16 protein-coding genes, 2 rRNA genes and 1 riboswitch are annotated in these 20,188 nt (G+C 48.1%); of the genes, 3 read left to right on the forward strand and 15 right to left on the reverse strand.

The window, feature by feature from the left end; translation table 11 throughout:
- Positions 1 to 69 precede the first annotated feature (69 nt).
- Entirely contained in the window at positions 70 to 234 is a 165-nt protein-coding gene (locus tag G7035_RS04420; RefSeq protein ID WP_182096042.1) for a hypothetical protein, read from the forward strand.
- Positions 235 to 316: 82 nt separating this feature from the next.
- On the opposite strand, the gene purF is transcribed toward G7035_RS04420, so the two are convergent.
- The 10 genes from purF to G7035_RS04470 form a co-directional block, all read right to left on the reverse strand.
- Positions 317 to 1,798, reverse strand: a complete 1,482-nt coding sequence (gene purF / locus G7035_RS04425) for an amidophosphoribosyltransferase (protein WP_017426172.1) — start codon at positions 1,796 to 1,798, stop codon at positions 317 to 319.
- Positions 1,783 to 4,026: a phosphoribosylformylglycinamidine synthase subunit PurL gene (gene purL, locus G7035_RS04430; protein WP_019686169.1), complete on the reverse strand. Its 2,244-nt coding sequence runs from the start codon at positions 4,024 to 4,026 to the stop codon at positions 1,783 to 1,785. The genes purF and purL overlap by 16 nt, the downstream gene beginning before the upstream one ends.
- Positions 4,004 to 4,693 (reverse strand): phosphoribosylformylglycinamidine synthase subunit PurQ, encoded by a 690-nt coding sequence (purQ, locus tag G7035_RS04435; protein ID WP_016819768.1) that lies wholly within the window; start codon positions 4,691 to 4,693, stop codon positions 4,004 to 4,006. The genes purL and purQ overlap by 23 nt, the downstream gene beginning before the upstream one ends.
- Before the next feature lie 4 nt (positions 4,694 to 4,697).
- A complete protein-coding gene (purS, locus tag G7035_RS04440; protein WP_013308797.1) occupies positions 4,698 to 4,943 on the reverse strand; it encodes a phosphoribosylformylglycinamidine synthase subunit PurS in 246 nt (81 codons plus the stop codon).
- Between the two features lie 58 nt (positions 4,944 to 5,001).
- Positions 5,002 to 5,883 (reverse strand): phosphoribosylaminoimidazolesuccinocarboxamide synthase, encoded by an 882-nt coding sequence (locus tag G7035_RS04445; RefSeq protein WP_019686168.1) that lies wholly within the window; start codon positions 5,881 to 5,883, stop codon positions 5,002 to 5,004.
- Positions 5,884 to 6,500: 617 nt separating this feature from the next.
- Positions 6,501 to 7,799, reverse strand: a complete 1,299-nt coding sequence (purB, locus tag G7035_RS04450; RefSeq protein ID WP_016819766.1) for an adenylosuccinate lyase — start codon at positions 7,797 to 7,799, stop codon at positions 6,501 to 6,503.
- 2 nt (positions 7,800 to 7,801) lie between these two features.
- On the reverse strand, positions 7,802 to 8,977 hold the full coding sequence (gene purK, locus G7035_RS04455; protein WP_017426166.1) for a 5-(carboxyamino)imidazole ribonucleotide synthase: 1,176 nt from the start codon (positions 8,975 to 8,977) through the stop codon (positions 7,802 to 7,804).
- Complete coding sequence (purE, locus tag G7035_RS04460) at positions 8,974 to 9,459, reverse strand: 5-(carboxyamino)imidazole ribonucleotide mutase (RefSeq protein ID WP_013369467.1); 486 nt, start codon at positions 9,457 to 9,459, stop codon at positions 8,974 to 8,976. Before purE ends, purK begins: the two co-directional genes overlap by 4 nt.
- Positions 9,460 to 9,607: 148 nt before the next feature.
- A riboswitch (purine riboswitch) is annotated at positions 9,608 to 9,709 on the reverse strand.
- A 348-nt stretch (positions 9,710 to 10,057) separates the two neighbouring features.
- Complete coding sequence (locus G7035_RS04465) at positions 10,058 to 10,492, reverse strand: universal stress protein (RefSeq protein ID WP_013369465.1); 435 nt, start codon at positions 10,490 to 10,492, stop codon at positions 10,058 to 10,060.
- Between the two features lie 148 nt (positions 10,493 to 10,640).
- The gene (locus tag G7035_RS04470) at positions 10,641 to 10,904 is read right to left on the reverse strand and encodes a DUF1294 domain-containing protein (RefSeq protein WP_016819762.1); all 264 of its coding nucleotides are present in this window, start codon (positions 10,902 to 10,904) and stop codon (positions 10,641 to 10,643) included.
- Between the two features lie 194 nt (positions 10,905 to 11,098).
- Between G7035_RS04470 and G7035_RS04475 the strand changes: the two genes are divergently transcribed.
- Complete coding sequence (locus G7035_RS04475; RefSeq protein ID WP_013369463.1) at positions 11,099 to 11,227, forward strand: DUF4023 family protein; 129 nt, start codon at positions 11,099 to 11,101, stop codon at positions 11,225 to 11,227.
- Between the two features lie 361 nt (positions 11,228 to 11,588).
- Positions 11,589 to 12,749: a type II asparaginase gene (locus tag G7035_RS04480; protein WP_019686167.1), complete on the forward strand. Its 1,161-nt coding sequence runs from the start codon at positions 11,589 to 11,591 to the stop codon at positions 12,747 to 12,749.
- A 182-nt stretch (positions 12,750 to 12,931) separates the two neighbouring features.
- On the opposite strand, the gene G7035_RS04485 is transcribed toward G7035_RS04480, so the two are convergent.
- From G7035_RS04485 to G7035_RS04505, 5 genes are all read right to left on the reverse strand, one after another.
- The gene (locus G7035_RS04485; RefSeq protein ID WP_016819760.1) at positions 12,932 to 13,069 is read right to left on the reverse strand and encodes a hypothetical protein; all 138 of its coding nucleotides are present in this window, start codon (positions 13,067 to 13,069) and stop codon (positions 12,932 to 12,934) included.
- A gap of 98 nt (positions 13,070 to 13,167) precedes the next feature.
- Positions 13,168 to 15,303, reverse strand: coding sequence for a DNA topoisomerase III (locus G7035_RS04490; protein WP_019686166.1), 2,136 nt, complete (start codon positions 15,301 to 15,303; stop codon positions 13,168 to 13,170).
- 132 nt (positions 15,304 to 15,435) lie between these two features.
- Entirely contained in the window at positions 15,436 to 16,428 is a 993-nt protein-coding gene (locus tag G7035_RS04495) for a ketoacyl-ACP synthase III (RefSeq protein WP_019686165.1), read from the reverse strand.
- A gap of 215 nt (positions 16,429 to 16,643) precedes the next feature.
- A 5S ribosomal RNA gene (gene rrf, locus G7035_RS04500) occupies positions 16,644 to 16,760 on the reverse strand.
- A 150-nt stretch (positions 16,761 to 16,910) separates the two neighbouring features.
- A 23S ribosomal RNA gene (locus G7035_RS04505) occupies positions 16,911 to 19,856 on the reverse strand.
- Positions 19,857 to 20,188: the final 332 nt, after the last annotated feature.

The following is a 20,188-nucleotide window of genomic DNA, read 5'->3' on the forward strand; positions in this document are numbered from 1 at the left end:
TGTTAAAAACTCATGGCATGAAATAGTTATGCCATGAGTTTTTAACAGCCTGTACCTCTTCTCTTCCCCGTGGGAACAGAAGAGGTACAGGCACTGCTTCAAAATGCTGAACACCTGAGGAACGCAGCGGGTGGAAGGATTCTGGAGAAGCGAAAGCGTTCGCCTTTGCTGCTGGATTCTAACCCTGTAAGGGGTTATTCCACTCCAAGAATCCAGCGGCAACAGCGATCGTAAGAACCTTGCACACGCGGAGTGGTCCCCTCAGAACCTCCATCCCATGCCTCCATGCACCTCTGTACCTCTTTTGTTCCCTATATTAACAACTACACCCGAACTTTTCTTCGCCTTTAAAATCTACCTGTGTCGGATAATCATTATCGAAACAAGCCAGGCACAAACCGCCCTTGTAATCCTGTTCGTTATGTCCGCCTACCGCGGCAATCAATCCCTCGGCGCTCATAAAATAGAGCGAATCGGCGTTAATCTCTTGCCGAATTTCCTCCACGGTTTTGGACGAAGCGATCAGTTCCCGACGGTCCGGCGTGTCGATACCGTAGAAGCACGGGTTTTTGAAAGGCGGTGAGGTAATTCGTACATGTACTTCCAACGCGCCCGCATCCCGCAGCATATTTACGATTCGACGAGATGTGGTGCCCCGAACGATAGAGTCGTCGATCATAATGACCCGTTTACCTTCAACAACACGGCGTACGGCGCTCAGCTTCATTTTCACACCCTGCTCGCGCAGCTCCTGACTCGGTTGAATAAAGGTACGTCCAGTGTATTTATTTTTAATCATGCCCAGCTCATAGGGAATACCTGTTTGCTCTGCATAACCAATTGCAGCCGATATGCTGGAATCCGGTACACCGGTAACCAAATCTGCATCGACAAAAGCCTCTAGCGCCATCTGGCTGCCCATTCGTTTGCGTGCTGCATGAAGATTAGAACCATTCAAGTCACTGTCAGGACGAGCAAAATAAATATACTCCATCGCACACAGCGCTTTACGCTGCTTATCTTCCGTATAACGGTCTTCGTGCAGTCCGTTTTTATCCAGAACTAGCAGTTCACCTGGCTCGATATCGCGCAACAGTTCTGCACCAATGGTTTCCAAGGCACAAGACTCGGATGCAAACAAATAAGCATCGCCCAATCTGCCCATCGTCAATGGACGCAAGCCGTTGGGATCAGAAGCCACAAGCAGCTTGTCATTGGTCATAATAAGGAAAGCAAACCCACCGACAATACGCTTTAATGCATCCTTGGCAGCCTCCACTAAATCCTTGGACGACCGAGCGATCAAATGTGCTACTACTTCGGTATCGCTGGTTGTTTGAAAAATAGACCCACCCTGCTCCAGTTCATGCCGAATTTGCAAAGCATTTACGATATTTCCGTTCGTCGCTACCGCCAAATCACCATCACGATACTTGAACACCAAAGGCTGTGCATTCGTCAGCTTACTGTCTCCACTTGTCGAATAGCGCACATGTCCTATGGCAATATCGCCTGTCAACGAAGCCATTAAGTCTTTATTAAATACTTCTTTGACAAGTCCCATTCCACGATGATAATGGAATTCGTCGCCACTGCTCACACAGATCCCTGCACTTTCTTCACCACGATGCTGAAGCGCGTGCAAGCCGTAATAGGCTAGGGAAGCGGCATCGGAGTGTCTGTACACCCCGAATACGCCGCATTCCTCTTTTAATTTATCAAACAGCCCCTCTTTACCTGAGCCTTCATTATAATAATCTCCAGTCCACAACGTCCGTGCTGTTATTTCATCAGACATGGAATGACATCCTCCCAGATTTGCTTCAAACTGGCGACTGCCTCGTTCAAAGCGGGTTGTCCGTTCACCTCAACTGTCAATTGTGATCCTTCAACTTTTCCCAATACGGTAACTGGTACTTCCAGTCCACGCAGATGTGCTTCCAGAGCAGACGCTTTATCCGGTGATGCAGATAACAAAATGCGGGATTGACTTTCGCTGAATAAAGCATGGTCAGGGCGCAAAGACGTTTCTACGTTAACCTGCGCTCCCAATCCGCCGCTAATTCCAGATTCGGCAAGTGCTACAGCCAAACCGCCCTCTGCCAGATCATGTGCGGATTGTACCAATCCGGCCTGAATCGCTCCTAGTACCGCAGTCAGCAGTTTTTTCTCTACATTCAAATCGAGCTCAGGCGGACGTCCTTCGGATACACCGTGCACGATAGCCTGGAACTCACTGCCTCCTAGCTCAGCCTTCGTCTCTCCCACTAGGAAAATGACGTCGCCTTCGGCCTTGAAGCCTTGTGTCGTAATATGATCTGTATCATGTACGAGACCTACCATGCCGACTACAGGCGTTGGATAAATTGCACCTTTGGCATTCTCGTTGTACAAGCTGACATTTCCTCCGATGACAGGAGTATCCAGCACACGGCATGCTTCTGCCATACCGTCAACGGCCTTTTCCATTTGCCAGAAAATATCCGGCTTTTCAGGGTTACCGAAGTTTAGGTTGTCCGTAATCGCCAAAGGCTCTCCGCCGGAGCATACAATATTACGAGCTGCTTCGCTGACTGCAATTCGTCCGCCTACCTCTGGATCCAGGTATACATAACGTCCGTTACAATCTGTAGTCATCGCAAGTCCCTTGCGGGTGCCGCGTACGGTCACTACAGCTGCATCCGAGCCCGGACGAACGGCCGTACTGGTGCGAACCATGTAATCATATTGCTCGTATACCCATTTCTTGCTAGCTAGACTTGGTGAAGATAGCACCTTTTTCAGCGCGCCGTTCAAGTCCGTTACTTCTGCATACCGAAGTGTGTCAATCGCAGCATTTTGCTCATAATAAGCAGGGACTTCGGAAGGTTTGTCATAGATCGGACACTCGTCAACCAGCGCCGTCACTGGCATATCACCCACCACTTCACCGTGATGGAACAAACGCAAACGACCGTCATCCGTCACTTTACCGACCTTGGCACAAATGACGCCCCAACGCTCGAAAATTTCAAGCGCCTGTGCTTCATCCTTTGGCTCAACCACGAACAGCATACGCTCCTGTGATTCGGACAGCATCATTTCATAAGGTGTCATGCCCTCTTCACGCTGCGGTACCTGATCCAGATACAGCTCAAGACCGTTGCCCGCCTTACTTGCCATTTCAGCACTGGAGCAGGTAAGTCCCGCTGCGCCCATATCCTGAATACCCAGTACAATACCGCTGTCGATCAGTTCCAGACATGATTCCATAACCAGCTTCTCCATAAATGGATCGCCTACTTGAACCGCAGTCCGATTCGCTTCGGATTCCTCTGTCAGCTCAACAGATGCGAAGGTAGCTCCATGAATCCCGTCACGACCTGTTGGAGGTCCCACATAAAACACCGGGTTACCGACCCCTTTTGCCACACCGCGCTGAATTTTATCATGGTCAATCAGTCCGACACACATGGCATTGACGAGCGGATTGCCCTCATAGCTTTCATCAAATACAACCTCGCCGCCTACGGTTGGAATACCGATACAGTTTCCATAGCCCGCAATACCGGATACCACATGCTCGAACAAATATTTCACACGGTCGCTCTCCAGCTTGCCAAAACGCAAAGAGTTCAACACAGCTACAGGTCTTGCGCCCATGGAGAAAATATCACGGATGATGCCGCCTACCCCAGTCGCTGCCCCTTGAAAAGGTTCTACAGCGGATGGATGGTTATGACTTTCGATTTTAAATACAACCGCTTGGTTGTCTCCAATATCTACAATCCCTGCTCCTTCACCCGGTCCCATCAGCACTCGCGGACCGCTCGTCGGGAAACGTCTCAACAACGGCTTGGAGTTTTTGTAAGCACAATGCTCTGACCACATAACACTGAACACGCCAATCTCCGTATAATTCGGCTGACGCCCCATGAATTCGCAGATCAGCGCATATTCACTGTCCGACACACCCATCTGCTGATACAGTTTATGTTCGGCAACCTGTTCTGCCGTCGGTTCCTTAGCGGACACTTGCTGCGCCATGACGATCCCTCCAAGCATTCAAAATAGATGTAAACATACGTTTGCCGTCATCCGTGCCAAGCAATGCATCCACCGCACGTTCCGGATGGGGCATCATGCCCAGCACGTTACCTTGTTCATTACAAATCCCCGCAATATCCGTCATGGAACCATTGGGATTATCTTTATACGTAAATACGATCTGATTGTTCGCCTGCAAACGAGCCAGCGTCTCATCATCACAGTAATAGTTGCCTTCACCATGTGCGATCGGAATAATGATCTCTTCACCAGCAGCATAATCTCTTGTAAAAGGCGTTTGGTTATTCGCAACCTGCAACACCGTATCACGGCAAAGGAATTTCATCGACAGATTACGGCGCAAAGCTCCTGGCAACAGCCCGGCTTCGGTCAAAATTTGAAAACCGTTGCAAATCCCCAAAATATATTTGCCCTCGGCAGCCGCTTTGGCTACTTCCTTCATCACTGGAGCAAACCGGGAAATCGCACCACACCGCAGATAATCCCCGTAGGAGAAGCCTCCTGGAACAAGAATACAATCGTAAGGTGACAGATCCGTTGCCGTATGCCAAACATAATCGACAGGTTCACCGACCGTGTCCTCTATCGCCTTATAGCAGTCAATATCACAGTTGGAGCCCGGAAAAACCAGAACTGCAAATTTCATGGAATCAGCCCTCCAGTTCGTAGCGGTAGTCTTCAATGACCGTGTTGGCCAACAGCTTTTCACACATCTCGATGATGCGTTTCTCTGCACTCTCGCGGTCTGTTGTATCCAGATTCAGTTCCATATACTTACCAATTCTGACGCTGTCCACTTCTCCGAAACCCATAGAATGCAGTGCGCCTTGCACCGCGACCCCCTGCGGGTCCAAAACGCTTTGCTTTATCGTGACATAGACTGTTGCTTTCATCATGTTCCTTCAGTTCCTCCTCCGAATGAGTGAATCCTATTGGTTGAATTATGATTACTATTTACTGTGCCGTCAGACGCCGCCAAATATCCGTATATCTTGCAGTTGTTTCTTCTACGACCTCAGCAGGCAACGGATCGGGCTTGCTATTCTTGTCCCAACCGGAGGATGCCAAATAGCTTCGTACCGGCTCCTTGTCCATGCTGTCAATCTCAACATCTAGTTCATACTTTTCCTGCGCCCAAAAACGGGATGAATCCGGGGTGAAAATTTCATCAATCAAAATCACTTTGCCATCAACAAGACCAAACTCAAACTTGCAATCCGCTAAAATGATTCCTCGCTTTTCGCAGAAAGCACGCGCAAATTCGTACAATGCCAAGCTTTTTTCCTCAAGTTCACCTGTTAGCTGGGCCCCGACCAGTTCCTTCATTTGGTGAAGGGAAATGTCCTCGTCGTGACCGACGTCGTTTTTGGCAGCCGGTGTAAATAAGGGCTTGGGAAAGCGTTCATTCTTACGTAGCCCCTTAGGCAATGGAATACCGTTTACCTCACCGGTCTGTTCATATTGACGCCAGCCGCCTCCGGTAATATATCCGCGCACCACACACTCGATGTCGATGCGTTCAGCCTTCAGCGTGACCATGATCCGATCCTTAAGCAGCTCTTTATTCTGTTCGTCGATGACATGTCCGAGCTTGTTTACATCGGTATGCACGACATGGTTTTCCAGCAGGTCTTTCGTCTGCTCGAACCAGAAAGTACTGAGCTTGTTCAGAACATTCCCCTTTTCCGGTACAGGCGGCTCCAACACATAATCAAAAGCTGAAATCCGATCCGTCACGACAATCAGAAAATGTTCTCCGAGATCATACAACTCACGCACTTTGCCTTTGTACAAAAGCGGCGCATGAATCAGACCTTCGGCGGTAGACAATGACATTTCATTACACCTCTTTCAAAAGAGTATGGCCCCTCCTAAATCGAGCCTTTGCCCCTCCTAAATCCTCCCCTCAGGGAGGACCCCCAGGGCTGCTGCCCTCGGGACTCCCGCAAGGGTTGGCTAATGGGCAAGGTGAGGGCGTGTATTTTGTAGCTATGGTGAAGTGAGCGCGTTTCGCTGGATGAAGGCTTGTTCGCACAAGCCCTCATCCAGCAACGCTTTTACGTTGGTGCGAACGGCTGGCTCAAGGCTTCGCTTCTTGAGCCTGTGCGTGCTCGTGAGGACTGCCGGCTGTTTGCTGCGCAAATTCGGCAACCCCCACGAGCACGTGGTCTGTGATAGAAAAGCAGTGGAACACGCTTTTCTATCGCTCTTGGGAAGGTGCGGCATCTTATGTGCCGCACCTCCCCTAGCTCTGCTCCCACACGAAGGTTGGTGCTGGAAGCAGCGGAGCGGACGGAATCGTTCTGGAGAAGCGTTAGCGCTTGCCTTTGCCCCTGGATTCCAACCTTTGCAGATTTTCCAGGAAACCAGGGGCAACAGCAATCGGAAGAATGATCCGTTCGCGCAGCGGCCTCATCACGCTCCTGAGCCTCTCCCAAGCACCAAACCGTCCTCTACTCCCCTAATCCCAACTTTTTAAAGATCGTATCCACGTTCTTCAAATGCCAAGCCGGGTTGAACGCATCCTCGATTTCATCCGGACTGAGCACGGCAGTAATTTCCGGAGTCGCCTCGACAATTTCGCGGAACTGGCGTTGCTCTTCCCATGCCTGCATCGCACGCGGTTGTACGGTATCGTAAGCTTTTTCACGACTAAAGCCCTTGTCGATCAGCTTCGTCATAATGCGGCCGGAGAATGGTACACCATACGTACGCGCCATATTGCGCTTCATATTTTCAGGGAAGACCGTCAGATTTTTCACGATATTGCCAAAACGGTTCAGCATATAGTTCAACAGCATCGTTGCATCTGGCAGAATGATACGTTCTACAGAAGAATGCGAAATGTCGCGTTCATGCCACAACGTTACGTTCTCATACGCCGATACCATATGCCCACGAATCACACGTGCCAGACCGGAGATGTTTTCACTTCCGATCGGATTGCGTTTATGTGGCATCGCGGAAGATCCTTTTTGACCTTTGGCAAAAGCTTCTTCCACCTCACGGAATTCACTCTTTTGCAATGCACGGACTTCTGTAGCAAACTTGTCCAACGATGTGGCGATCAACGCCAACGTGGCCATGTATTCAGCATGACGGTCGCGCTGGAGCGTTTGTGTAGAAATCGGGGCAGGCTTGGTGCCGAGCTTGCGGCATACGAATTCTTCCACAGCCGGGTCGATGTTGGCGTATGTTCCGACCGCACCGGACATTTTACCGTATTGTACTTGGTCAGCAGCATAGCGGAAACGTTCCAGATTGCGCTTCATTTCCTCGTACCACAAGGCCATTTTCAGTCCAAATGTGGTCGGCTCAGCATGCACTCCATGTGTACGTCCCATCATCGGTGTGTGCTTGTAAGCCAATGCTTTTTCCTTCAAAATTTCAATAAAATTCAGAATATCTCGTTCCAGAATTTCATTCGCCTGCTTTAACAGATAGCCCAGAGCCGTATCAACCACGTCTGTAGAGGTTAGGCCATAATGTACCCATTTGCGCTCGTCGCCAAGACTTTCGGATACCGTGCGGGTAAAAGCAATGACATCATGTCTTGTCTCCTGCTCAATTTCATAGATCCGTTCAATATCAAAGCTTGCATTTTTACGCAGAGCCACGGTATCTTCTTTTGGGATAACCCCTAACTCAGCCCATGCTTCACAGGCACACAGTTCTACTTCCAGCCAAGCTTTAAATTTATTTTCTTCCGTCCAAATCGCTCTCATTTCCGGTCTGCTATAGCGTTCGATCATGACTATTTATTCCCCCAAATATTGGTTTGATCAATCCATTCCAGTGCTTGTTCCGTATCCTGGCACAACAGATTAATATGTCCCATCTTTCGGCCTGGCTTGGCTTCACTTTTTCCATACAAATGCAGCTTTGGTACAACACTCAATCCTTCAGCTTCAGCATCTGATTGTCCGAATCTTCGAATTACGTCCTCCAAATGCTCACCTAGTACATTGACCATCACCACCGGAGTCAGCAGCTTCGTGTTGCCCAGTGGCAAACCACAAATCGCACGTATATGTTGCTCAAATTGCGAGGTGGCGCAACCCTCCATCGTGTAATGGCCGGAGTTATGGGGTCGTGGTGCCAACTCATTAACGTATAATTGTCCGTCTTCGGTGACAAACATCTCCACAGCTAGCAGTCCCACCGCATCCAATGACTCCGCCACAGCCAGCGCCAATTTGCGTGCTTCCTCCTGGACAGCTTCAGGTACGCGTGCGGGTACAATCGACGTGTGCAAAATATTGTTCACGTGGATGTTTTCCGCAGGTGGAAAGGCTTTGGCTTCACCGTTCGTGCTGCGAGCTACAATCACCGAGATTTCGCAGCGAAAACGGATGAACTGTTCCAACACCAGTTCCGCACCGCTTCCAGCCAGTTGCTCGTAGGCATTCGTGGCTTCCTCCGATTGGCGAATGACCACTTGGCCCTTGCCATCATAACCGCCGACTGCTGTTTTGAGCACACACGGCACACCCAGTTCGGCTACCGCTTGAACCATATCGGCAGGACTGCTAATTTCACGATATGGAGCAACAGGAACACCAGCTGCTTCAATAGAACGTTTTTCCCGCAGACGATGCTGTGTCGTGTACAAAAGACTGCTGCCCTGCGGTACACTGGATTCCTGTTCCAAAAGTGCGGCTACACCCGCATCCACATTTTCAAACTCATACGTGATCACGTCACACCGTTCAGCCAGTTCTCTGGCCGCGTGCTCATCATCATAGGCAGCACGGATTTGTTCTGACACCTGTCCACACGGACTATCCGGTGCAGGGTCCAGTGTCACGAAGCGATAGCCTAGGTTAGTTCCTGCCAGTACAAGCATTCTGCCTAATTGTCCGCCTCCCAAAATTCCAATCACTGTGCCAGGAGGGCGAATACGGCCAGCGGATTCACATGCTTCATTCATAGCGAGTCACTGCCTTCCAGTACCTCGTCACGGATACGGTCGCGTCTTGCCACAACCCGCTGACTTATCTTTTCGTCAAAAGCACCTAATATTTGTGCAGCCAGCAACCCTGCGTTGGTAGAGCCTGCCTTACCGATTGCCACAGTGGCGACTGGAATACCACCCGGCATCTGCACAATGGAGAGCAGGGAGTCCAGACCATTCAGAGCCTTCGACTGGACAGGCACACCAATCACTGGCAAGGAGGTCTTCGCAGCTACCATTCCCGGCAGATGTGCAGCCCCACCCGCTCCAGCAATAATGACCTTTAGTCCGCGCCCGGCGGCCTCTTCTGCAAAACGAAACATTAAATCCGGTGTACGATGGGCTGAAACTACTTTTTTCTCATATCCGATTTCAAGCTCGTCCAGCACAGCACATGCATGTTGCATGGTGTCCCAGTCTGATGTGCTGCCCATAATGACAGCGACCTGCACTGACATGTCCTTCACTCCCTGTTTATCAATAAGCGCCAAAAATCCGGCACTCGAAAATAACGTTATTTTCAAGACACCGGACTACGAAAAAACAAACGACAGAGCCTCTTAAAGGCATGCCAAAAGCAAGCCTGTTCCACCGCATCCAATGCGGCTTCAGCCGTATGTCTCCCGTAGTCCGGAAATTTAAGGTTTCCAGGTAGAAACTTCCGGGCCATATCCCCGGCATTATACGAGTCAGGATTGTGCTTACTCCATACCCAACGATATACTTTCCCAGCATAATCGTGATGGATTTCGGCTCCAACATGTGTACCTAATTAAATTGTACCTAAAGTTCATTTTTTATCGACAATACACTTCATAGTTTAACAATTCCCTACACCCTGTGTCAACTTGAAAACGAACATTGTCATAATGATACAATTTAATGTTCGTGTTTAACAAAAACCAAGCCCTTTATATGCATACCTCAGGACTATTGTATTACATTTAGCTATCACTCTACCTACACTGGTAACGGCCAGCAATACATCTTTCCAACAAAAATAAAAAGCCGGCACTTCCTGTACAGGTAGTGATCCGACTTTTGCTTTTTACTTCGTTATTTTACGACCAGCACGGGGATACGTGCATGCTGCACCACATTGTGACTTACGCTACCTAATACAAATTCACGAATACCACCCAATCCGCGACTGCCAATCACAATCACATCGAAGCCATTCTCATTGGCATAATCCAAAATGACTTCGGCCGGCGAACCTTGAATCAGCTCTACCTTGGCGTCTACACCTTGCTCAGCAAGCCGCTTTTTAACTTCATCCGTAGTTTGCTCAGCCAAATCATAATACTCTTTATTCACCGAAGCTGGAATTGGAGCCAAACCTTCGCCCATAAAAATCCGCGGGAAATCGAATGCTGTCACTACCTCAAGCTTCGAGGAGGGTGATGCCTTCACCAATTCAGCCGCCTTCAATAAAGCTTTGTTGGAAGCATCCGAACCGTCATAAGCAAGCAATACTTTTGAAAATAGCATAATACGCACCTCTTCCGAATTCAGTTTGTTAAATCAAAGCCTGAAATTATGTATTCCTGTGGTTGTTCACTTCATACATCATGTAATGGCTGAGAATAGCCTTCTCAATCATCATTAAACTTCCCTATGAGAAGCTAAACTCCCAGCCTTAGCGTAAAAAATACCCATAGAGCAATGCGTTAATGAATAGCAACACAGGAATACCTAATCTGAAGGTCATATGCCGTGTTTTATGGCGTTTGCGGTACATCGCAATGAGTACACCCAATGCGCCCCCGATCAGGGCCAGCAAAAACAACGTCCGTTCAGGTACACGATCACGGTGTTTACGTGCTCTCTTTTTATCTTCCGACATTACCAGATAGCCTACTGCATTAATGAACAGTAGCCATACCAACAAGCCTGTCTGCAATGTCTCTCCTCCTTTTGCACACCGTACCAGTTTCAGGTATTAGGACTTATATAGGGCTCTCTTCTTCATTATAACCTCACCCCTTTTATAGAAACAACGCCTTCTCTGACTGGGAAAACGTTTTTGCGGAAATAGTAACGGTGTATGAGGGCAATTCCCGAGTGCATTTATTTTGTCTTAAAGGAGGAACTACGATGGAAAGCACCCATGAATACGTTGAAAAGCTACGAGAAAATGCAAAAAAGGCAGAACGTAACCGTAAACAAGGAAAAGGAACTCCCAGCGCTAGCTTGCCAACAAAACAGCATAGCAAAAACCCCTGATCATGGAATCTGTATTCAACTGTAGAACCATGTAAATACCGTAAAACATCAACTCCACCTTGTCACTCTCATTAAATGAAATTAAAGGTACACTCAGTTGTTCACCTTTTATCAAAAACAACAAGCAGACTCCTTATGAGTTTTCTGCTTGTTGTTTTCTTTTATAATTATTTTCCATTTAGCTGTATTTAAAGCGATTACATATATAAAAACGAGTTTTAAAGTTATATTTTCTAACATATATATTGACTAAAAACGATTTTACACCCTATAATGCGTGATATTAACGTAATTCGACAAAATATTTGTCAGTTAATCTATCATTAATATTTCAAGGTTTAAGATTGGAGAGGAGCTTTATATGACTAACATGAAAAAAATGACAATGATTCCCCTGTTGGCCGGCTTTATTCTCGGAAGTACCTTATGGAGTGGTGGATTTACTGCTAACGCTGCGGCAGCAGCTACAACCAGCACAACGGTATCTACTTCTAACACTACAACTTCAGACAAATCTGAAAATCCACAAACTAATCATTTACCCAATATTAAAATACTAGCCACAGGAGGGACCATTGCAGGGTCATCCTCCGTCAACACGGATACAACTGGCTACAAAGCAGGCGCATTAGGTGTTGAAACCTTAATCAATGCCGTTCCTGAGATGAAAAGTATTGCAAATGTCAGTGGTGAGCAAGTGGTTAACGTGGGTAGCCCCGATGTTAATAATGAAATCCTCTTAAAACTTGCCAAACGCACCAACGAACTGCTTGCCAGAGACGATGTAGACGGTATTGTCATTACCCATGGTACAGATACATTGGAAGAAACGGCATACTTCCTTAACCTTGTCGTTAAGAGCGATAAGCCTGTAGTTGTTGTTGGCTCTATGCGCCCAGCTACTGCCATCAGTGCCGATGGTCCATTCAACCTTTATAATGCTGTAAAAGTTGCCGGAGCTTCGGCCTCCAAAGGCCAAGGTGTACTCGTATTGCTGAACGATCGCATCGGTGCAGCAAGATACATCACAAAAACGAACACAACTGCAGTCGATACGTTCAAGTCTGTGGAGCAGGGCTACCTTGGAGCTGTAGTGGGCGATCAAGTATACTACTACAACAAATCCACTCATAAGCATACGACTTCTTCTGTATTCGACGTCTCTAATCTCACCCAACTGCCGCAAGTAGATATTCTATACGAGTATCAAAACAACGGTCGCTACCTGTATGATGCTGCCGTAGCAGCTGGCGCCAAGGGCATAGTGGTCGCTGGTTCCGGTAATGGTTCCTTATCCAAGACCTCCTCAGAAGGCGCAGAGGCCGCAGGCAAAAAAGGAGTTATTATTGCCCGCTCCAGCCGCGTAGGAAGTGGAGTTGTGTCCCCATCGACAAAAGACGCAGCATCGAACTTTGTGTCCACCGATTCGCTCAATCCGCAAAAAGCACGGATTTTACTCATGCTCGCTTTGACCCAGACGCATGATGTTAATCAAATCCAATCTTTCTTTAATGAATACTAAGGGCAGTTATTCCAAACCAAATAAATATAACTTCATTATTATAAAAAAGAAGCAGCAGTTACGGTTGACCACCGTACTGCTGCTTCTTTTATGCAAGACAATGTCTGGCACCCATAACGATTACATCTGGTATCCAAACGTCTTGGTCTTATACAGCCATTCGTTTTCCCTTACAGGTAGCATTAAGACTGCTGTTTGGGAATCCCATTCAAGCTTGGAGGATATTTAGCTTGCTTCTCTGGATGAGCAGCGATTTCTTCCTCCAGTATACTTGATTTATTTTGCTGATTATTGATTTTAAGCGGCTTATGTTTGGGCATAAATACTCACCTCCTCGGATTACCATGCCAAGGAGTAAGCTTTTTTATACCGACATACGCCTGCTAATTGTGTAGCTTGAAGCACGCTCTGGCAATCTTTATTCGCCCTGCTTTTGCTCCATTGCTGCTTTTAGCAAATCACCCAAGCTGGAGCCAAAAGATTCCTTCTTTTCAAACTGTTTTACCAGCTTTTGTTGTTCCCGCTTGTTTACCCGTTGCTTGTCCTTATCTAGCGTCTCCGTAATGCCACAGGATAAGCATCTTACATACAAACCTGCCTTGCCCTCTTTCATTTCCATTTTCTTATGACACTGCGGACAACGTCGATTGGACAAGCGTTTTTCGCCTGAACGACGGTAACCGCAATCCGCACTTGGACATACAAGAAACTTCCCTTTCTTACCTTTTTTCTCCAACAACTTTGTACCACAATCCGGACAATGGCTATTCGTTACGTTATGGGGCTTGTACTCAGCGCTGCTATTTTTCACAGTAGAAACCAATTCTTTCGCCATAGCACGGATAGAATTCAAAAATGGCTCAGGTTGTCCTTGACCACGGGCGATCCGTTCTAACTCCGCTTCCCATTGTGCCGTCAATTCGGGCGTTCGCAGCTGTGGAGCCGCCAGTTCGATCAGTTGCTTGCCTTTGCCAGTTGGATGCATCACGTTCCCCTGGCGCTCTATCGTATCCGAGCTGACGAGTTTCTCGATCAGATCTGCACGGGTGGCTGGAGTACCCAGGCCATGCTTTTCCATCTGAGCCAGCAGGGCTGCTTCTGTATACCGCTTCGGCGGCGTTGTTCGTCCAGCTCGTACAATACAACGCTGCAATTGGACGGAGTCTCCTTTTTTCAGCTCAGGCAAAATAACGCCCCGTCCATTACTTTCACGGTCATCTGTCTCTTCCTCGTCCCATTCATAATGACTTTCGTCATACACAGCACGCCAACCGCTATCTTTTATGGTTGTACCTTTTACCTGAAATGTTTCCTGCCCCACCATGACCGATACAGCTACAGCATCATAACGTGCAGGTGGGTAGAACAGACTGATAAAACGGCGTGCAATCAGATCATACAGCTTACGCTCCTCTGGGCTTAACTGATTAAGCAATAACGTCTGCTCAGTAGGAATAATCGCATGGTGATCTGTGACTTTACTGTCATCTACAACTCGTTTTGTGATTGGCAATTTGTTACGCAATAGCGGACGTGCTAAAGAAGCATACGGACCCACGGCTACGCTACTGAGCCTTTCCTTAAGGGAATCCACCATATCGGAGGTAAGATAACGACTGTCTGTACGTGGATAGGTCACCAGCTTATGCTGCTCATATAGACGCTGAAGAACATTAGACGTCTGCTTGGCCGAGAAGCCGTAGCGCTGGTTAGCATCTCTTTGCAGCTCAGTTAGGTCATACGCGAGCGGGTGAGGCTCGCTTTTTTTACTTTTTTTAACACTCACAACTGTACCTTTGGCCCCCTCAAGCCTGCGGCGCAAAGTCTCTGCCTGAGTACGGTCAAACATACGTGAATCCCCATTTTCTGCACGCCATGTTGCCTGAAAATGACCAAAATCCGCCGTCAACGTATCATATTCTTGAGAACGAAACTGGGTGATCTCTTTCTCACGTTCCATAATCATCCCCAGTGTCGGTGTCTGTACTCTTCCAGCCGAAAGCTGGGCGTTATAACGAACCGTTAACGCGCGGGTTACATTGAGACCAATCATCCAGTCTGCTTCAGCCCTACAGCGAGCCGATTCATATAAACGATCAAACTGCTGGCCAGGCAATAATTTCGCGAAACCTGCCTTAATTGCCTTATCCGTCTGCGAGGAAATCCATAAACGCCGGAAAGGCTTTCTCCAGTTTGCCATTTGTATAATCCAACGCGCCAACAATTCTCCTTCACGAGCAGCATCTGTTGCCACGATAAGTTCTCCAATGTCCTGTCGTTTCATCAGCTGCTGTACAGCTTTGAACTGATGATTGCTCTCCCGCAATACCTTTAACTTGGAGTTCTTCGGAAGAATGGGCAAGTCCTCTAAGTTCCAATTCGCATACTTAGAATCGTAATCCTCAGGCTCTGCTAATCCGACCAAATGACCCAGTGCCCATGTCACTACATACTTAGGTCCTTCTATATAACTTTTATGCTTCTCACGGCTGCCCATCACACGTGCAATCTCTCTGGCCACGGATGGTTTTTCTGCCAATACCAATACCTTCATGTTACGCTCCTTTCTCTCATAATGTTAATTATACCATCCTGCCATCTTACGATAAATCTAATGCCAACCAACGTCTCTTTATTAACACGATCTTTACACACTATTACTATTGCTTATGCATTAGTTAGCAGCTTACAAATCAGGCACACTCCATTTTAATAACAGACCCGCATACGTCAGGCCACCCCCGAATCCATATAACACCACATGTTGTCCATATCTTAAACGCCCATCATCCAATCCACACTGTAAAGCCAACGGAATGGACGCCGCCGAAGTGTTGCCATAAAACTCTACACTCGTCAGCGTCTTTTCTAAAGGTACTGCACTCTTTTCACATATGGACTCAATCATTCTCAGATTAGCGCTATGAGGTACAAACCAGTCAAGATCCTCTTTCCCCATATTTGCCTTATCCATTAATCGCTCGATTCCTGCTGGGACAGAGCGTACAGCCCATTTATAAACCTCACGTCCATTTTGAGCGATAAAACCATTATCTTGCAGCTTCTCTCCATCCAAATAGTTAGATAATCCTGCGCGATAAAGATGTGCTCCTCCTTGCCCAAAGGTTCCTATATCTGAAGTCAAAAACGACCCTTCATCCTCGTCATATTCAACAAGTGCAACCCCTGCTCCATCTCCAAAAAGAACACATGTCGTCCGGTCCGTATAATCTGTAATTTTGGATAATGTTTCGGCTCCAATCACTAGTACCTTGCGATGTAGACCACCCGTAATCAGACCATTTGCCAAATGAAGTCCATAGGCAAAGCCTGCACATGCAGCACTAACATCCATTGACCCTGTATTGGGAATATTAAAATAAGCCTGAATACGGGAAGCCGTACTTGGAAAATAGTAATCAGGTGTACTCGTCGCTACAATGATCATGTCAACATCGTCCACATTTACGTTATAAAGGTTAACCATACGTTTAATAGCTTGTATACATAAATCAGATACATACTGATCTTCGGCCGCGATTCGTCGTTCCCGCATACCCGTTCGTTGTACAATCCACTCGTCACTAGTCTCCACAAGCTTCTCCAAGTCGGCGTTCGTCAAAATCCGTTCAGGTACATAAGTACCAAGGGCCGTTAACTTTGCTTTTGAATTCAACAATCTGATCACTCTCCTTTATAATCCTTATTCATATTATAACACCAGATACTAATACCTGGTACTAATTTTCTTTAAAAAATGTCTATCTATTTACTAGCTAATATCCACAGATTCAGTCGAACTTATAACTAACTTAAACTAATTAAAAATTCTACTGATATTTAACACAAAAAAGGACCATGATCTCAAGAAGATCATGGTCCTTTTTACTTGTTGCTTGGCGGCGTCCTACTCTCCCAGGACCCTGCGGTCCAAGTACCATCGGCGCTGGAGGGCTTAACGGTCGTGTTCGGGATGGGTACGTGTGGAACCCCTCCGCTATCGCCACCAAACATGAATTTGCCTCGCAAATTCTTCCGAAGCTTATTCGGTTCATCACGGATCGTGTGAATGAATAGCTATACGCTTGTCGTATGTACTTCTACATACCTTCAAGGTTACACCCTGAAAACTGGATCCGAAACTTCCTTGCGTCTTATCTTTAGGATAAGCCCTCGACCGATTAGTATTGGTCAGCTCCATGCATTACTGCACTTCCACCCCCAACCTATCTACCTCGTCGTCTTCAAGGGGTCTTACATACTGGGAAATCTCATCTTGAGGGGGGCTTCACGCTTAGATGCTTTCAGCGCTTATCCCTTCCGTACATAGCTACCCAGCGGTGCTCCTGGCGGAACAACTGGTACACCAGCGGTACGTCCATCCCGGTCCTCTCGTACTAAGGACAGCTCCTCTCAAATTTCCTACGCCCACGACAGATAGGGACCGAACTGTCTCACGACGTTCTGAACCCAGCTCGCGTACCGCTTTAATGGGCGAACAGCCCAACCCTTGGGACCTACTTCAGCCCCAGGATGCGATGAGCCGACATCGAGGTGCCAAACCTCCCCGTCGATGTGGACTCTTGGGGAGATAAGCCTGTTATCCCCAGGGTAGCTTTTATCCGTTGAGCGATGGCCCTTCCATGCGGTACCACCGGATCACTAAGCCCGACTTTCGTCCCTGCTCGACTTGTAGGTCTCGCAGTCAAGCTCCCTTCTGCCTTTGCACTCTTCGAATGATTTCCAACCATTCTGAGGGAACCTTGGGGCGCCTCCGTTACTCTTTAGGAGGCGACCGCCCCAGTCAAACTGCCCACCTGACACTGTCCTCGTACCGGATCACGGTACCAAGTTAGAACCTAGATACGATCAGGGTGGTATCCCAAGGATGCCTCCCCTCAAGCTGGCGCTCAAGGTTCAACGGCTCCCACCTATCCTGTACAGATCGTACCCAAATTCAATATCAAGCTGCAGTAAAGCTCCATGGGGTCTTTCCGTCTTGTCGCGGGTAACCTGCATCTTCACAGGTATTAAAATTTCACCGGATCTCTCGTTGAGACAGCGCCCAAGTCGTTACGCCATTCGTGCGGGTCAGAATTTACCTGACAAGGAATTTCGCTACCTTAGGACCGTTATAGTTACGGCCGCCGTTTACTGGGGCTTCGGTTCATAGCTTCGCTCTTGCGAGCTTACCACTCCCCTTAACCTTCCAGCACCGGGCAGGCGTCAGCCCGTATACTTCGCCTTGCGGCTTCGCACAGACCTGTGTTTTTGCTAAACAGTCGCTTGGGCCTTTTCACTGCGGCCCCCTCGGGCTATTCACCCTACCGAGGCACCCCTTCTCCCGAAGTTACGGGGTCATTTTGCCGAGTTCCTTAACGAGAGTTCTTCCGCGCGCCTTAGAATTCTCTTCTCGCCTACCTGTGTCGGTTTGCGGTACGGGCACCTTCTCCTGGCTAGAGGCTTTTCTTGGCAGTCTGAGATCATGACCTTCGCTACTGTAATTTTCGCTCCCCATCACAGCCCAGCCTTACGATGTGCGGATTTGCCTACACACCAGCCTCACTGCTTAGACGGACATCCATCAGTCCGCGTCACTACCCTACTGCGTCACCCCATCGCTCATAACGGATTACGGTGGTACAGGAATTTCCACCTGTTGTCCTTCGACTACGCCTATCGGCCTCGCCTTAGGTCCCGACTTACCCTGAGCGGACGAACCTTCCTCAGGAACCCTTAGGCTTTCGGCGGATCTGATTCTCACAGATCTTTTCGTTACTCATACCGGCATTCTCACTTGAATGCAGTCCAGCGCTCCTTCCGGTACACCTTCAACCCGCATTCAACGCTCCCCTACCCCTGATGCAAAGCATCAAGCCATAGCTTCGGTGGTGTGTTTAGCCCCGTTACATTTTCGGCGCAGAGTCACTCGACCAGTGAGCTATTACGCACTCTTTCAATGGTGGCTGCTTCTAAGCCAACATCCTGGTTGTCTGTGCAACTCCACATCCTTTCCCACTTAACACACACTTGGGGACCTTAGCTGATGGTCTGGGCTGTTTCCCTTTCGACAATGGATCTTAGCACTCACTGTCTGACTCCCGGAACTAAATCTATGGCATTCGGAGTTTGACTGAGCTTGGTAACCCTTGCGGGCCCCGCACCCAATCAGTGCTCTACCTCCACGATTCTTTTTTCCGAGGCTAGCCCTAAAGCTATTTCGGGGAGAACCAGCTATCTCCGGGTTCGATTGGAATTTCTCCGCTACCCCCACCTCATCCCCGCATTTTTCAACATGCGTGGGTTCGGGCCTCCAGTGCGTGTTACCGCACCTTCACCCTGGACAGGGGTAGATCACCCGGTTTCGGGTCTACGTCCACGTACTCATTCGCCCTATTCAGACTCGCTTTCGCTGCGGCTTCAGCTCTTCACCTTAACCTTGCACGGGAACGTAACTCGCCGGTTCATTCTACAAAAGGCACGCCATCACCCGTGATTTTTCCAAAGGAAATATCATAGGGCTCTGACTTCTTGTAAGCACACGGTTTCAGGATCTATTTCACTCCCCTTCCGGGGTGCTTTTCACCTTTCCCTCACGGTACTGCTTCACTATCGGTCGCCAGGGAGTATTTAGCCTTGGCAGATGGTCCTGCCAGATTCATACGGGGTTTCACGTGCCCCGCACTACTCGGGATCCGTCTCGGAGGGAACAGGTTTTGAACTACAGGGCTTTTACCTTCTCTGGCGGGCCTTTCCAGACCTCTTCATCTAACCGGTTCCTTTGTAACTCCATGTGAGACGTCCCACAACCCCAAGGAGCAAGCTCCTTGGTTTGGGCTAATCCGCGTTCGCTCGCCGCTACTGACGGAATCACTATTGTTTTCTCTTCCTCAGGGTACTTAGATGTTTCAGTTCCCCTGGTCTGCCTCTCACTCACCTATGAATTCAATGAGTAGTGACTGTCGATGAAGACAGCCGGGTTTCCCCATTCGGACATCCCCGGATCAAAGCTTGCTTACAGCTCCCCGAGGCCTTATCGTTGTTCGCCACGTCCTTCGTCGGCTCCTGGCGCCTAGGCATCCTCCGTGTGCTCTTTGTAGCTTAACCTAGACTTCTCTTTTACATAAAGAAAATGTCGATATATGCTACCTTTATTTCACTTGTTTACACAAGATCAGCTTAAAGGAATATTCTAAAACGCAATTTCGTTTCGGTATCCAGTTTTCAAGGTGCAATTCGCTTCGTTGAAGCGAAACCCGATGAATATTTCGGTTCCACACGATGTGTGAATGAAACATTCGTCGAAGCTTGAGAGTTTGAACTCTCAAAACTGAGCAACGAGTGAGTAAGTTCAGGATATCCATTTCATTCACACATATTGTGATGAACCGAATTGAATATCCGGCCGCAGGTATATACACCTGCTGATTTGAATGTTT

The organism is Paenibacillus polymyxa (assembly GCF_015710975.1).
In the GTDB taxonomy this organism is placed as follows: domain Bacteria; phylum Bacillota; class Bacilli; order Paenibacillales; family Paenibacillaceae; genus Paenibacillus; species Paenibacillus polymyxa.